The sequence below is a fragment of the Pseudomonas entomophila genome (genome assembly GCF_029478665.1).
Taxonomy (GTDB): Bacteria; Pseudomonadota; Gammaproteobacteria; order Pseudomonadales; family Pseudomonadaceae; genus Aquipseudomonas; species Aquipseudomonas entomophila_F.
The window spans coordinates 1-14,696 of sequence record NZ_JARPQB010000001.1 but is presented as its reverse complement, the minus strand read 5'-3'; the positions used below and the strand labels follow the sequence as shown (position 1 = coordinate 14,696).

General features: G+C 61.8%; 12 protein-coding genes. 7 read left to right on the top strand and 5 right to left on the bottom strand.

Translation table 11 applies throughout. From position 1 onward, the window contains the following. Positions 1 to 86 precede the first annotated feature (86 nt). The 6 genes from P5705_RS00060 (at position 87) to P5705_RS00035 (ending at position 6,033) form a co-directional block, all read left to right on the top strand. The gene (locus P5705_RS00060) at positions 87 to 1,376 is read left to right on the top strand and encodes an OprD family porin (RefSeq protein ID WP_277458823.1); all 1,290 of its coding nucleotides are present in this window, start codon (positions 87 to 89) and stop codon (positions 1,374 to 1,376) included. A gap of 45 nt (positions 1,377 to 1,421) precedes the next feature. Beyond that, positions 1,422 to 2,402, top strand: a complete 981-nt coding sequence (locus tag P5705_RS00055; RefSeq protein WP_277458822.1) for a Bug family tripartite tricarboxylate transporter substrate binding protein — start codon at positions 1,422 to 1,424, stop codon at positions 2,400 to 2,402. Between the two features lie 156 nt (positions 2,403 to 2,558). Then, entirely contained in the window at positions 2,559 to 3,017 is a 459-nt protein-coding gene (locus P5705_RS00050) for a tripartite tricarboxylate transporter TctB family protein (protein WP_277458820.1), read from the top strand. A gap of 3 nt (positions 3,018 to 3,020) precedes the next feature. Next, complete coding sequence (locus P5705_RS00045) at positions 3,021 to 4,535, top strand: tripartite tricarboxylate transporter permease (protein WP_277458819.1); 1,515 nt, start codon at positions 3,021 to 3,023, stop codon at positions 4,533 to 4,535. Beyond that, the gene (locus tag P5705_RS00040) at positions 4,528 to 5,559 is read left to right on the top strand and encodes an AbrB family transcriptional regulator (protein ID WP_277458818.1); all 1,032 of its coding nucleotides are present in this window, start codon (positions 4,528 to 4,530) and stop codon (positions 5,557 to 5,559) included. The genes P5705_RS00045 and P5705_RS00040 overlap by 8 nt, the downstream gene beginning before the upstream one ends. A gap of 90 nt (positions 5,560 to 5,649) precedes the next feature. Then, complete coding sequence (locus tag P5705_RS00035; RefSeq protein ID WP_277458817.1) at positions 5,650 to 6,033, top strand: thioredoxin family protein; 384 nt, start codon at positions 5,650 to 5,652, stop codon at positions 6,031 to 6,033. Here P5705_RS00035 and P5705_RS00030 read toward each other — a convergent pair. The 4 genes from P5705_RS00030 to ung all read right to left on the bottom strand — a co-directional run bounded on the left by P5705_RS00030 (position 6,021) and on the right by ung (position 13,201). After that, positions 6,021 to 8,273, bottom strand: coding sequence for an autotransporter outer membrane beta-barrel domain-containing protein (locus P5705_RS00030; protein ID WP_277458816.1), 2,253 nt, complete (start codon positions 8,271 to 8,273; stop codon positions 6,021 to 6,023). The genes P5705_RS00035 and P5705_RS00030 overlap by 13 nt on opposite strands. A 352-nt stretch (positions 8,274 to 8,625) precedes the next feature. Beyond that, on the bottom strand, positions 8,626 to 10,665 hold the full coding sequence (locus P5705_RS00025; protein WP_277458815.1) for a hypothetical protein: 2,040 nt from the start codon (positions 10,663 to 10,665) through the stop codon (positions 8,626 to 8,628). A gap of 117 nt (positions 10,666 to 10,782) precedes the next feature. Continuing rightward, a complete protein-coding gene (locus P5705_RS00020; protein ID WP_277458814.1) occupies positions 10,783 to 12,408 on the bottom strand; it encodes a hypothetical protein in 1,626 nt (541 codons plus the stop codon). Positions 12,409 to 12,508: 100 nt separating this feature from the next. Beyond that, positions 12,509 to 13,201 (bottom strand): uracil-DNA glycosylase, encoded by a 693-nt coding sequence (gene ung / locus P5705_RS00015; RefSeq protein ID WP_277458813.1) that lies wholly within the window; start codon positions 13,199 to 13,201, stop codon positions 12,509 to 12,511. A gap of 128 nt (positions 13,202 to 13,329) precedes the next feature. On the opposite strand from ung, the gene P5705_RS00010 reads away from it, so the two are divergent. After that, positions 13,330 to 14,436, top strand: a complete 1,107-nt coding sequence (locus P5705_RS00010) for an enoyl-CoA hydratase/isomerase family protein (protein ID WP_277458811.1) — start codon at positions 13,330 to 13,332, stop codon at positions 14,434 to 14,436. A gap of 34 nt (positions 14,437 to 14,470) precedes the next feature. On the opposite strand, the gene P5705_RS00005 is transcribed toward P5705_RS00010, so the two are convergent. Beyond that, on the bottom strand, positions 14,471 to 14,696 hold a 226-nt coding region (locus P5705_RS00005), incomplete at its 5' end, for a hypothetical protein (protein WP_277458810.1).

Genomic DNA, 14,696 nt, shown 5'->3' with positions numbered 1-14,696 from the left:
TAGCATCGCACCACGGTCGCCCCGCGCGCCGCATAAAGCACCAGCAAGGTGCAATACATAAGAACAATAAAGTGGAGTCACCGACGATGCTGTCCATGCAGCCGCAGGCGTTCGCGCCTACCCGTTCGTTCGCCGCCCGCCCGTCCGCCCTCGCCAGCGCCTTCGCCCTGGCCGGTGTCGCGCCCCTGAGCCAGGCCGCCTTCTTCGAAGACAGCACGGCCACCTTCGAAACCCGCAACATGTACTTCAACCGCGACTTCCGCGACGGCACCAGCGCGCAGCAATCCAAGCGCGACGAATGGGCCCAGGGCTTCATGCTCAACTTCGAGTCCGGCTACACCGAAGGCACGGTGGGCTTCGGCCTGGACGCCCTGGGCATGGTCGGGGTCAAGCTCGACTCCAGCAAGGACCGCACAGGCACCGGCCTGCTGCCCACCCATGACGACGGCAAGGCGGCCGACGAGTATTCCAAGCTCGGCCTGACCGGCAAGGTCAAGGTGTCGAAGACCGAACTGAAGATCGGCACCCTGATCCCCGAGCTGCCCACGCTACAGCCCAACGACGGGCGCATCCTGCCGCAGACCTTCGAAGGCGGCCTGCTCACCTCGAACGAGATCAAGGGCCTGACCTTCACCGGCGGGCGCGTGGACAAGGCCAAGGACCGCGACGACACCAACTGGGAAGACCTGGCCCTCAACAACAAGAACGGCCGCTTCGGTGGCAGCTTCAGCGCCGACAACCTCGACCTGGGCGGCGTCGACTACAAGTTCACCGACCGCATCACCGGCAGCTACCACTTCGCCCAGCTCGAAGACATCTACCGCCAGCACTTCATCGGCATGGTCGCCACCCAGCCCTGGGGCCCGGGCACCCTCGGCGCCGACCTGCGCCTGGCGGTGAGTGACGACGCAGGCTCCGCCAAGGCCGGGCGCATCGACAACACCACCTTCAACGGCATGCTCAGCTACGGCCTGGGCGGGCACAAAGTCAGCGCCGCCTGGCAGCAACTGTCCGGCGACAGCGCCTTCCCCTATGTCGATGGCGCCGACCCGTACCTGGTCAACTTCGTCCAGATCAACGACTTCGCAGGCGCAGACGAGCGTTCCTGGCAAGTGCGCTACGACTACAACTTCGCCGCCCTCGGCATCCCCGGGCTGACCTTCATGACCCGCTACATCAACGGCGACAACGTCAGCCGCGCCGATGGCAGCGAGGGCAAGGAGTGGGAGCGCAACACCGAGTTCAAGTACGTGGTACAAAGCGGCCCGTTGAAAAACGTCGCCGTGCGCCTGCGCAACGCCACCTTCCGCTCCAACTTCACCCGCGATGCGGACGAAGTGCGGCTGCTGGTGAGCTACAGCGTGGCGCTGTGGTAAGCCAATTGCGGTAACCCATAACAACAATGCTCATGGAGTTAGACGATGACTTTTTCACTGCGCCGCCTCGTCCTCGCCACTGGTTGCCTGCTGCTCGCCGGCAACGCCCTGGCAGGTGAACCGAAACGCCCCGAATGCATCGCCCCGGCCTCGCCCGGCGGTGGTTTCGACCTGACCTGCAAGCTGGTGCAAAGCGCCCTGGTCAACGAGAAGATCCTCAGCAAGCCCATGCGCGTGACCTACATGCCCGGCGGTGTCGGCGCGGTGGCCTACAACGCCGTGGTCGCCCAGCGCCCGGCCGACGCCGGCACGCTGGTGGCCTGGTCCAGCGGCTCGCTGCTCAACCTGGCCCAGGGCAAGTTCGGCCGCTTCGACGAGAACGCGGTGAAATGGCTGGCGGCAGTGGGTACCAGCTATGGCGCCATCGCGGTGAAGAGCGACTCGCCCTACAAGACCCTCGACGACCTGGTCGCGGCCCTGAAGAAGGACCCGAGCAAGGTGGTGATCGGCTCCGGCGGCACCGTGGGCAGCCAGGACTGGATGCAGACCGCGCTGATCGCCAAGGCCGCCGGCATCAACCCGCGCGACCTGCGCTACGTGGCCCTGGAAGGCGGCGGCGAGATCGCCACCGCGCTGCTGGGCGGGCATATACAGGTGGGCTCCACCGACATCTCCGACTCCATGCCGCATATCCAGAGCGGCAACATGCGCATTCTCGCGGTGTTCGCCGAAAAGCGCCTGGACGAGCCGGAGATGAAAGACATCCCCACCGCCAAGGAGCAGGGCTACGACATCGTCTGGCCGGTGGTGCGCGGTTTCTACCTGGGGCCGAAGGTCAGCGACGAGGACTACGCCTGGTGGAAGGCCTCGTTCGACAAGCTGCTGGCCTCGGAAGACTTCGCCAAGCTGCGTGACCAGCGCGAGCTGTTCCCGTTCGCCATGACCGGTGAAGAGCTGGACGGCTATGTGAAGAAGCAGGTGGCGGACTACAAGGCGCTGGCCCGTGAATTCGGGCTGATCCAGTAAGCCCGCCACGGTCCGTGTAGGAGCGGCCTTGCGCCGCGAAAGGGCCGCAAAGCGGCCCCAGGTTCTGAGATCGCCGGGGCTGCTGCGCAGCCCTTTCGCGGCACAAGGCCGCTCCTACATGGACCGCGTCAGCCCATTACCACCGAGGATTCTTCCATGATCCTGCAACGCATTTTCGCCCTGGCCCTGCTGGCGCTGTGCGCCGTGCTGACCGTGATGGCCTGGCCCTACCAGGCGGCCTTCTCCTACGAACCGGTGGGCCCGCGCGCCTACCCGCTGCTGATGCTCGGGCTGATGAGCCTGGGCCTGGTGTACCTGGCCATCCGCCCCACGCCCATCGTGCGCAAGGACGACGAGCCCGAGCTGGACCGCGAGACGCTGATCAAGATCAGCGCCTGCGTCGGCCTGCTGGTCGTCTTCGCCAGCACCTTCGAAGCGCTGGGCTTCATCCTCAGCGCCATCCTCGTCGGCGTGCCCATGGCCCGCCTGTACGGCGGCCGCTGGCTGCACAGCGCCCTCGTCGTCGTCGGCATGAGCCTGTTCCTCTACTGGCTGTTCGACCGCGTGATGGACGTGCCCCTGCCCCTCGGCCTGCTCGACGTACTGGAGAACTGACACATGGATACCTTGAGCTACCTGGGCCAGGGCTTCGGCGTCGCCCTGAGCCCGTACAACCTGGTCACTGCCCTGACCGGCACGCTGATCGGCACCGTGGTCGGCCTGCTACCGGGCCTGGGCCCGATCAACGGCGTGGCGCTGCTGATCCCCATCGCCTTCGCCCTCGGTTTGCCGCCGGAGTCGGCGCTGATCCTGCTGGCCGCCGTGTACCTGGGCTGCGAGTACGGCGGGCGCATCAGTTCGATCCTGCTGAACATCCCCGGCGAAGCCTCCACCGTGATGACCACCCTCGACGGCTACCCCATGGCCCGCCAGGGCCTGGCCGGCGTGGCCCTGTCGCTGTCGGCCTGGAGTTCGTTCATCGGCGCCTTCATCGCCACCTGCGGCATGGTGCTGTTCGCCCCGCTGCTGGCGAAATGGGCGATCGCCTTCGGCCCGGCGGAGTACTTCGTGCTGATGGTGTTCGCCATCGTCGCCCTGGGCGGCATGGCCGGCGACAAGCCGCTAAAGACTTTCATCGCCGCGCTGATCGGCCTGTTCCTGTCGGCGGTGGGCATCGACGCCAACAGCGGCGTGTACCGCTTCACCGGCGACAGCGTGCACCTGGCCGATGGCATCCAGTTCGTCGTGCTGGTGCTGGGCCTGTTCTCCATCAGCGAAATCCTGTTGCTGCTGGAGAAGACCCATCACGGTCACATCGCGGTCAAGGCCACCGGGCGCATGCTGTTCAACTTCAAGGAAGCGGCGTCGGTGTTCTTCGTCAACATCCGCTGCGGCCTGCTCGGCTTCTTCATGGGTGTGCTGCCGGGCGCCGGCGCGACCCTGGCCAGCGCCGTGGCCTACATGACCGAAAAACGCCTGGCCGGTGACAAAGGCAAGTTCGGCAAGGGCGACGCCCGTGGCCTGGCCGCGCCGGAAACCGCCATCGGCGCCTCCTGCTGCGGCGCCCTGGTGCCGATGCTGACCTTGGGTGTGCCCGGCTCGGGCACCACCGCGGTGATGATCGGCGCGCTTACCCTGTACAACATCACCCCGGGCCCGCTGCTGTTCGAACAGCAGCCAGACATCGTCTGGGGCCTGATCGCCTCGCTGTTCATCGCCAACCTGATGCTGATCATCCTCAACGTGCCGATGATCCGTGTGTTCACGCGTATCCTCGCCGTGCCGAACTGGGCGCTGGTGCCGGTGATCGCGATCATCACCGCGATTGGTGTGTACGCCGTGCATGCCACCACCTTCGACCTGTTCCTGATGGTTGGCATCGGCATCATGGGCTACATCCTGCGCAAGCTGGACTTCCCGCTGTCGCCGATCCTGCTGGGGTTCATCCTTGGTGGGCTGATGGAGCAGAATCTGCGCCGCGCGCTGTCGATCTCCAACGGCGAGCTGGGCATCCTCTGGTCGAGCCCGATCAGCATGGGCGTGTGGGTGCTGGTGGTCTGCATGCTGAGCCTGCCGCTGCTGCGCATCTGGCGCAAACGTACCCTGCAGCGCCGAGCCATGGCCGATGCCTGACCGGTCGTTGCCGCTGTTCTGGGCCACGGGGCTGGTCGGCCTTGCGGGCGGTTATGCCGCCAGCAAGGTCGGCTGGCCCTTGCCGTGGATGGTCGGCTCGCTGCTGGCGATCATCCTGGTGCGCTGCCTGACACCCTGGCAGCTGAGCGAGATCCCCAACGGCCGCAAGTGCGGCCAGTGGATCATTGGTATCGGTATCGGCCTGCACTTCACCCCGGCGGTGATCGAGCAGGTCGCCGACCACTTCGCGCTGATCTTCTTCGGCGCGCTGTTCACCACGCTGTCCAGCGTGATCAGCGTGTGGCTGCTGCGGCGCACCGGCGAGGACCGCGCCACGGCGTTCTTCGCCAGCATGCCGGGCGGCTCGGGGGAGATGGTCAACCTGGGCGCGCGCAATGGTGCGGTACTCAGCCAGGTGGCCGCGGCGCAGAGCCTGCGGGTGCTGGCGGTGGTGCTGTGCGTGCCGGCGTTGTTCAAGTTCTTGCTGGGCGATGGCGTGCCGTTGAATCATGCCGGTAGTGTCAGCTGGGGCTGGCTGGCCTTGATCGCGCCGCTGGGCGTGGTTGTCGCACTGATCTGGCAACGCCTGCGCCAACCCAATCCTTGGTTGTTCGGGCCGTTGCTGGTGGCCGCCACGGTGAGCCTTGCCGGCAATCTGCAGATCGGTTTGCCCAACGGGGCCAGCCAGATCGGCCAGTGGCTGATCGGCAGCGGCCTGGCCTGCCACTTCAACCGGGCATTCTTCCGCCGCGCGCCGTCGTTCCTCGGGCGCACCTTGCTGGCCACGGGGTTGTGCATGCTGATCGCCGCAGGCGCGGCGTGGGCGTTGAGCCTGCTGACGCACCTGGACCTGCGCTCGTTGACCCTGGGGATGATGCCGGGTGGCATCGCGGAGATGAGCCTGACGGCGGAGACGCTGCAACTGTCGGTGCCGTTGGTGACGGCGTTGCAGGTGATGCGGTTGTTGTTCGTGCTGTTTCTGGCGGAGCCGTTGTTTCGGCGTTGGAATGCGAGCAGCGGCTGAGCAAATTGAACAACTGTTATTTTTGCCAGTTTCACTGATTAGAACCGAGGCGTTGAATGGGAGCTCCTCTGGCGCGTAGGAGTAAACTCAATGGCCATGGTTCCGTTGACCGATCTGGAAGCCCTCATTTCGCTGGTAATACAGAGTTACCAACCCAAGCCGTGCATGGTACTGATCCACTCCGACCAATGCCCACCCTGCATGGCACTTCATCCGAAGCTATCGGGATTGGCCAGTGACATGGAGGAATACGCGTTCTACGCATTCAACGTGGATACTTGCGAAACCCCTTGGATGGACTATGTGCTGACCTTGCTGTTCAAGGAGTGGGACGTGAAGTACCTGCCTACACAGGTACTTCTCGCCACCGGCAGAGCGCGCAAGGTCATCTTCACCACGAATCTGGACACCATCAAGAGCGAGCTTGCCGCTCTCGATGGCACGCGTGCACAGAATCCGCTTCAGAAGTCGTAACGCACGCCCACATTCACACCATAAGGCTGTTCGATGTTCTTGCCGTTGCTGTACTCCACATCGGCATGCACACGGAACTGCCTGGACAGCGCCAGCGACACCCCGGCACCCAGCTCGGCACGCGAACCGGACAGGTCATTGTTGAACACGTTGTTGTTGACCTGTACCTGGTTGCGCTGGGCGAACTCGTGGGCGAAAGCACCTTTCACGTAAGGCTGCACCATGGCCCCGCCATCGAGCGGGATGGTCTTGCCGACGGTGGTACCCACCTTGCCCAGCAACGACTTGGCCATGTCGCCTTCGGCGCGCAGGCCGTTGTCGAAGGTGTAGTCCTTGCCCGCGACGGCGGCGGTAGCCACCTGGACGAAAGGCTCGATGAAGTAACCGTCGTTGAGCTTGATGTGCTTGCCCGCCTCCACCGACGCGCTCACACCGTGGGTGTCGTAGTCACCCTTGCTGCGGGTGTGGTCGCTCATGCCGACCTTGGCGTTGTTCTGGTAGCGGTTGTACTTGACCACGGTGTCGACGTAGAAGCCGGTCTCGCGATCAAGCCAGGTGGCGTAGCCGCCCACGTAGTAGCTGTCGACGGTACCGGAAGTGCCGTAGTCGAGGTTCAGGTCCGAACGGCTGCTACCGGCCAGCACACCCACCAGCCAGTCGCTGTCGGCCAGCTGCATGTCGGCGCCCAGGCTCAGGCCGCGCTGGTTCTGCTGGTAGCCCGCGCCCAGGGAGGCGCCGCTGACGTTGTACTGGTTGCCGTAGGCACGCATCCACACACCGGCGTTGCGCCCTTCGCTGTAACGCAGTTCGCCCATGCGGCTGCGCAGCGAGCTGAGTTCGCCGTAGGCCACGGTGATCGGCGTGTTGAACAGCGCCATGGCGGCCATGGTGATCGGCGCGACGGTGCGGGTTTCGCGGTTCAGCACCCAGTCGTTGCCGTCTTGCGCAAGCTCGTAGGAGTACGCGCCCACGTCGACCCGCTCGCGGTCGTTGAGCAGGTGGAACTGCGCGCCGCCGTCGGCGGTCTGGACCAGACGCAGCGACTCGACGCTCGCCTCCTGGCCGCTGCTGCCTACCAACAGGCCATGGTTGCCAGTGGAGGAGCCAGTAACGACTAATTGATCAGCCTGACCCGTTTCAAAGTCACCGGCCATATGGAAGTTGCCATTGCCGGTGAGGTTGGCCACGGTCAATTCATGGAAGCTGCCATTGTCGCCAAACACTACGGTGCCACCCTGCACATCCAGGTCTTTCACCGTGCTGTTGCCACTGAGTGTCCAGCTGGAGGTGTCGCTGATCGACATCCGCCCCACCTGGGTTGCCGCACCCTGGAAGCTGGAACCACCGGCCAGCGAGAGCGACTGCAGGTTTTCCACATTACCCTTGAGCGCGCTGCCATTCGACAGTGCCGCACGCACGGTGCTGCTGGCATCGGCAGTAATACTGCCTTCGAGCGCTGCCTGATCGAACGTCATATCGAACGTTGCGCCGTCGCTCGCCTGCACAGCGCCTTTCATCGCGCTGCCATTTCGCAACGCCACTTGGGTGCTACTGCCAGAGCCGGCGGTGATGTTGCCTTCCAGCGTCGCTCGGTCGAGCGTCAGGTCGAGCTTCGCGGCGTTACCTACTTGCAGGTTGCCTGCCAGCCCGGAGGTTTCGACCGACATCGTCGTCGTCGCACGGTCCTGAACGTCCAGCAGCGTGCCATTGCCAGCATGCAATGTCGCTCCGTTGCGCAGGATAATGCCGGCGACGGTGTCGTTGCCGACCTGGATGGCCGAACCCGCTTGCCCGGTTACCGACGTGCCATCAAGGGTCAGGTTTGGCGCAGTAGGGGTAGCGGCAGATTCGCGACGCAATTCGACCCCTAGGTTGCCGCCGGTGATCGAACCGCCGGTGACTTGGGCCGAGCCCCCCGAGAGCAGCAGGCCCCTGCCCGCCGAGTGATTCGCCGTAACCACGGTGCCATTCATCGACAACGTGCTGCCGGCAGTAACCCGAACGCCGATGCCGGCGCCCGTGATGCTGCCGCCATTCACGGTGGCACTCGATGCGAGGTTGTTCAACCTGGCCACCGACAAGCCGGTACTGCCTGTCGAGACCAGCGTGGCATTGTTCAGTGTTGCCTGGCTGCCAAAAAGCTGGACCGCCGTCAGGTTGCCTCCGGAAACCGTACCGCCATCGACATTGAGCGTTGAACGATTGGCGGTGATATCAAGGGCACCTGCCCCTGGTGTCATATTGAGTGTGGAGCTGTTTTGCAGAATATACTTTTCAACCACATCGCCGGCCCCCACAGTTCTTGTTTCTCCCACAAGAACGGCCGCATGGGCCTGAATACCAGAGAACAATAAAGTAAAGGCAAATACCTTGGCGGTATTTCTTGAGCTAGCATTACGCAACATTGACTTGTATTGAGTCATGGATAGGTGCCGGTCCTGATTCAAAAAGAACTGAAGTCAAAAGACTGCAGAATTTAGGCTGTGCATCCTATGTGGGAAAACGGATAAAATATGTAGGACTTTTCCTCATCTACTGACTGCCACCGTTAACGGCATGCCTAAAAATAAAGCATGCCGTTAACGCTTTTCTTTATGCAGCGGGCAGGCAGTTGGCACCACCGTTCAAGGTCAACACATAACGCACAGCCGACGGCCGAGAATCCTCTTCCAGGTTTCCAGTAGCCCGTTTGATATTCCACTGCGCAATGATCGAGCCTCGCGTGATATGGCTCCCTGGTGCGGCCGGATCTTCGAAGAAGGCCCGAGGCAGAAGTTCTCTGGAGAGCGTGATCAGCCCTGTGCGTGCCTGAGTTGCGTCGACGGTGACGTTCAACGAATGTGTGTTGGTCGACAGCGGCGTGGTTCCAAAATCATCCCGGCTGAGCGTCAGGGTGACGGTGATATCATCGCGCTCATGCAAGATACCGACAGGCTCCCTGATTTGCAGACTCACACCATTCTGAATGGGTTCGACACCCTGGCAGTTCAAGCGCCCGAGTGCCGCACCCGGCCCAGGTTCCTGAGTGGTGCCCCCCACTCGGCCAGTGAAGTTGGCCAGGGTAGTAATGCCGATGGTGAGGAATGTCACCTCCACCGAACCATTAGGTGCGTCTTGGAAGTTACCCGTGGTTGCCGACTCACGAACCCGGTAACCAATGGCAACCGTGCCGTTGCTTCCATTTTCAAGGAAAGCCTGCGGAATAGGAACTTCAATAGTTGGCCCCGGCTCGTTACCTGCAATCGTGTAGGTAAAGGTATTCGTCGGGTTTCCATACCAAAGTTCATAGACATGCCCAGCAGCAGTTAAATCAATCGGTGTGAGTATCCAGAATGCATTGTCCCCAGGCCGAATAAAGCCGGTTACGCCGGAAGGCCGGCCAACGGCGGCCGGTGGTGTCAACGTGGTGGGGTCGACAACCAGTTGACTCAGGTCCACCACCACGACTGTGGGGTTATTCGGCTTCACCGGTACGGTTCCCTCACGCTGCACCTCGTAGTCCAAAGTAGCGTTAGTCAGAGGGCTGCCAATGGCGCCAAAATCGGCCCCGGAAAATGTCGCCCGATCAAGCGGCCAGCTGAACTGGCGACGGGCTACCACCCCATTCAGATCAAGGGTCATCTTGATGACATCGCCATTGCGCAAGGTCGCATTCGCTGGAACGATCCCCTCCACGCCCCGATCGCGATCCGGAATAAACACGGGCGAAGCCATCACCGGTGCCAACAGGTTTTCAGGTGCCTGCACCAGGCTGATCGTCACGTCGACTTCGATCGACGAGTCCGTGCGATTTCCGGCTCGGTCCGTAAATCGAACGACCAGCTTGCCTGTGTACCCTTCAGGCAGGCCGCTGCGAATTGTGGCCATGTCGATCCTGACCAGGAAGGGATCGCCTGCGTCTCCCGGAGGTACATTCCCAGCGAGCAGAGGCGTGGCATGGCCAACTACATAAATCTGAAAAGTATCGCCTGGGAAATAATCGACGGGGCGAATAGCATTGACCTCGAACCCATCATTGTCTTCCAGATAACGCAGGTCGAACACACCGTTTTTAGCGGCATCGACAAATTCCAGAGCATCAGGGTTAGCACCTTCCGCGGGATCGATGAGGTCGAGCGTCACGATCTGCTTCGGTGAAGAGTTGCTGTTACCGGTGTCGGTATTGACAACAGTATAGTGAATGACTTTCAGCCCATCTCCCCCCACCCGCAGGCTGGTATAGGGAATGATGAAAGCGCCAGGAATATCGGAATCCTGGGTAGGGTAATTGAACCGATAGGTATAGGGGAATGATTCGCCGTTAACGACCTCAGTGCCATTGATTACAGGCACGTCATTTACATAGGCTACGAAGATATCAAACGTTCCTGCCTTGCCCTCCGTATCTCCCCAAGCGTTTGCCAACGTCAGCAAAAGCCCATCGACACGCGCAGAAAGCGGGAAAAGGTTCTCCTTACCATCCGCTGCAGGCGGCAGCACATTGGGCAGCCCAAAATCATTCAACGTATCATCCGCTTGAATGCCAATACCTGAGGGCCGAAGATTCTTATTATAGCTATCTACTTCAGCGCGAACTTTTGCCAACATTTCCGAATACCGCACCTTCTTGCTGATTTTCTCGAAACTTGTCATCGTCTTGCTCCAGAATATAAACTGTAGACAACAGATCGCCGTCCGCCGCACCCAGGCACGTCGCTCAGCATTTAAACGTTAAAAGACTTCTTTTCTGACTAACCGCCTCGATATCTCTTAATCACCCCTGAACATCCCTCCACCCGGTCGTTGAAGATCAATTTTTACAGCTGCGCTGGTTGATGCCCTGCCGACCTGGCCAGCCATCATGTAGTTCACAATTGCTCGACACATGAATTCCTTTCCGTCCTCCAGCCCTGCGCTTTCCAAAGGCGTTGCCAACCAAGGCTCGAACAGGTTTGCCGGCAGTTCCGTCTCGAAACCATCGAGGTCTTCGTTGCGCAACAAGAACGTTGTAAGGAGACGCTTGTCGACCAGAACCGGATCCTTTGCAGGATCACCCTTTGATTGGTCGGTAGGATTTCGACGGACTTCGAAGAATACTTCCACTGATTCACCCGCGAACCACAGCCCACGGTTTCCAGGTACCTTGATCTTGATCCCGTTCCACGGGCGTTGGAGACTGCCGATCCAACCCCACAGGTTTTCTGCTGGAAATTTCACCGGTCGCAGCGCAGCTTGTGCCTGGCGCAAGTCGACAGTGAAGTCTGTTGGACCCGAACGCTGTGACCGTCCACCTTGCACGACGAGGTAATCCACGGTGCAAGGAAAAACGCGGCCATCGCCGTCCTTGAAGATCTCCTCTTGGGATACCGGGATACTGACGGGCCATGTCGTAGTTTGATCAATGGTGACAACGGGCAGCGGCCGACCGTTCCAGAAGGCATGCAACTGAACGAAGGGCTGCAGTTCCGGAATGCGCCGTATCTCCACCGTGACATGATTGCTCGTGGCTTCAGTCCGATTGATCACCCCATCCGAAGCCAATGGCACCACAGGAAGCGGAAGATTGAAGGACGCACCCAGTTGCAAGTTGATTTCCAGTGCGTACGAAAACCACCCACGGTTGCCTGCGCGGTCGATTAGCGAGTAGTAAAGGAATTCCCGGCCATTGGCTCGGCGGCGCAAGGCCGCAGCCGGGATCGAAATCTCCAGGAAATCGTTAAAAGTTTCGCGCACCGTCACAACCGGTACGATCGGCTCCACCGGTTGCGCAGCAGTCGGTTCCATGCACAACTCAGCCTGGTCCTCCAGGTGAAAACCGTTCCATCGTGGAACTTTAACGACCAATTCATTGTTATGGCTCGCCAGGTACTGCTCATCAATAACAGCCGCTGGGTTTTTCAGCTCCGGCTTTTTCCCGGATTGACCTCCATGTGGCGCCGTCTTGTCCAGAAAGACTTCAACCGACTCAGACTTCGAAACGTTTCCGTCCTGGGTTACCCACACCTTGTAAAAGAGTCTGAATACCCCTTCAGTTCGCAAGAAGCGCTCAGGGATCGCAAACTCACGCTCAAATAAAAGTGGGAAAAGCTGCGTGGGGTCTTCCGGCATTGCCACTGTGCGATCTGGGACAACCTGATTCTGTACCTCGATCCCCAACCCTGAAATCATCCAGATCTGGAACGTCAAGGTTGCCCCAGGAAAGTAATTGTCCCTGTAGTGATCCCACGCATGCGGAATTACGACGTTCAAGGCTTGGGATTGAAACTTGCGAGGTATCGTGAAGATACCTTCTTCGTCCGCCATCAACGGAAGCGCGTCCACAACCGTGAGTGCTGGCTTTATGGGGGGGAGATCGTTCTCAGGCAACGGCGCTTTCGAGGGTACGGACACTGTCATTTGAGAGGCCTCTGCGTAGATTCAACCAAACGATAATTTGGCTTGAATCTACGCCAGCGGCACTCAGGGCAAAACTAGCAGAATTAACAGGTCCGGTTTCTTACAGCACTGGCAACGACCAATCGATCGGCGCCATCCCATGCTGCTGCAGGAAGCCATTGGCACGGCTGAAATGCCCACAGCCGAAGAACCCGCGATACGCCGACAACGGCGACGGATGCACCGACTTGAGCACCAGGTGGCGGGTGCCATCGATCAACTTCTGCTTGCTCTGGGCATGGGCGCCCCAGAGCAGGAACACCACGTTCGGGCACTGCTCGCTGACCACCTGGATGATCCGGTCGGTGAAGAACTCCCAGCCCTTTTTCGCGTGGGACGCGGCGTTGGCGCGCTGCACGGTCATGGTGGTGTTGAGCAGCAGCACGCCCTGCTCGGCCCAGCTCTGCAGGTAGCCGTGGTTGGGAATGGGCAGGTTCAGGTCGCGCTGCAGCTCCTTGTAGATGTTCACCAACGACGGTGGCGCGGGCACCCCGGGCTGCACCGAGAAGCACAGGCCGTGGGCCTGGCCCGGCCCGTGGTACGGGTCCTGGCCGAGGATGACCACCTTAACCTGGTCCAGCGGCGTGGAGTTCAGGGCGTTGAAGATCAGCGGCCCGGGTGGGTAGATCTCCTTGCCGGCGGCATATTCCTGGCGCAGGAACTCGCGCAGCTGGTGCATGTAGGGCTGCTCGAACTCGGCGCGCAGCGCGGCCTTCCAGCTGGGTTCGAGCTTGATGCGATCGTCGTCGGTCATGGGGGCATCCAATAGCAAAGTGGCGCGACACTAGGAAAGCCTCGCCGGCTTGTCAATCGATCCGACCGGCGACCGGCAGCCACGGCGCGACGGGCCATACTGAGGGGATGACTTGCGCGAGGTTGCCCATGGCCATTCACTGCGAGGTACTCATCGGCGCCGAAGGCGCCCGCATCGGCATTGCCACGCTCGATGCGCCCAAGGCGCTCAATGCCCTGACCCTGCCCATGATCGAGGTGCTCGACGAGCACCTGCAGGCCTGGGCGCAGGACCCGGGTATCGTTTGCGTAATACTGCGCGGCAATGGGCCCAAGGCCTTCTGCGCCGGTGGCGATGTGCGCGCGCTGGTCCAGGCCTGCCGTGAACACCCTGGCAGCGTGCCGCCGCTGGCCGCCACCTTCTTCGCCCATGAATACCGCCTGGATCATCGCCTGCACACCTACCCCAAGCCGCTGCTGTGCTGGGGCCATGGCCATGTGCTGGGCGGCGGCATGGGGCTGTTGCAGGGGGCCGGCGTGCGCATCGTCACCCCCAGCAGCCGCCTGGCCATGCCGGAAATCAGCATCGGGCTGTATCCGGATGTCGGCGCCAGCTGGTTCCTTGCCAGGCTGCCGGGCAAGCTGGGGTTGTTCCTGGGGCTGACCGGTGCGCCGATCAATGCCCGCGATGCCCTGGACCTGGGGCTGGCCGACCGTTTCCTTGGCGAGTTTCAGCAGGAGGCGCTGATCGAAGAGCTGCTGCAATTGAACTGGCAGGAACAGACGGCGTTGCAATTGAACAGCCTGCTCAAGGCCGAACAGCACCGCGCGGGCGCCGAGTTGCCCGAGGGGCAGTGGCTGGCGCGGCGGGCGGTGATCGATGAAGTACTCGATGTGGCCGACCCGGTGGCCGCCTGGCGTGCGCTAAGTGGCCTGGCCCGGCATGCCGACCCGTTGCTGGCGACGGCGGGCCAGCGCTTGCACGAAGGTTGCCCGCTGACCGCGCACCTGGTGTGGGAGCAGATCCGCCGTGCGCGCTACCTGTCGTTGGCCCAGGTGTTCCAGATGGAGTACACCATGAGCCTGAACTGCTGCCGCCACCCGGAGTTCAGCGAAGGGGTGCGGGCGCGGTTGCTGGACAAGGACAACACGCCGCACTGGCACTGGCCGGATGTGGCGCAGGTGCCGGCGGCGGTGGTCGAGGCGCATTTCACCAAGGTTTGGGAGGGGCGCCATCCGCTGGCGGACCTGGGGTGAACGGTACCGGCCCCATGACAAGGTAGGAGCGGCTTCAGCCGCGATCACCCGCGCAGCGGGTGCCGAACACCACGTTGCCTGCATCGCGGCTAAAGCCGCTCCTACAGCGATCACCCGCGCAGCGGGTGCCGGGCACCACGTTGCCTGCATCGCGGCTAAAGCCGCTCCTACAGAGGACCCAACGCCCAGCACCGGACTCAACATCACCGCTGCCAGTTGCGATCCCCTCCCCGCCCGCCATGATCCCCGCGCCCATTGGA

What these genes read in the sequence shown, in the direction of transcription:
- P5705_RS00060 (WP_277458823.1), top strand. Translation starts at nt 87, where the DNA reads ATGCTGTCCATGCAGCCGCAGGCGTTCGCGCCTACCCGTTCGTTCGCC.
- P5705_RS00055 (WP_277458822.1), top strand. Translation starts at nt 1,422, where the DNA reads ATGACTTTTTCACTGCGCCGCCTCGTCCTCGCCACTGGTTGCCTGCTG.
- P5705_RS00050 (WP_277458820.1), top strand. Translation starts at nt 2,559, where the DNA reads ATGATCCTGCAACGCATTTTCGCCCTGGCCCTGCTGGCGCTGTGCGCC.
- P5705_RS00045 (WP_277458819.1), top strand. Translation starts at nt 3,021, where the DNA reads ATGGATACCTTGAGCTACCTGGGCCAGGGCTTCGGCGTCGCCCTGAGC.
- P5705_RS00040 (WP_277458818.1), top strand. Translation starts at nt 4,528, where the DNA reads ATGCCTGACCGGTCGTTGCCGCTGTTCTGGGCCACGGGGCTGGTCGGC.
- P5705_RS00035 (WP_277458817.1), top strand. Translation starts at nt 5,650, where the DNA reads ATGGCCATGGTTCCGTTGACCGATCTGGAAGCCCTCATTTCGCTGGTA.
- P5705_RS00030 (WP_277458816.1), bottom strand. Translation starts at nt 8,273, where the DNA reads ATGACACCAGGGGCAGGTGCCCTTGATATCACCGCCAATCGTTCAACG.
- P5705_RS00025 (WP_277458815.1), bottom strand. Translation starts at nt 10,665, where the DNA reads ATGACAAGTTTCGAGAAAATCAGCAAGAAGGTGCGGTATTCGGAAATG.
- P5705_RS00020 (WP_277458814.1), bottom strand. Translation starts at nt 12,408, where the DNA reads ATGACAGTGTCCGTACCCTCGAAAGCGCCGTTGCCTGAGAACGATCTC.
- ung (WP_277458813.1), bottom strand. Translation starts at nt 13,201, where the DNA reads ATGACCGACGACGATCGCATCAAGCTCGAACCCAGCTGGAAGGCCGCG.
- P5705_RS00010 (WP_277458811.1), top strand. Translation starts at nt 13,330, where the DNA reads ATGGCCATTCACTGCGAGGTACTCATCGGCGCCGAAGGCGCCCGCATC.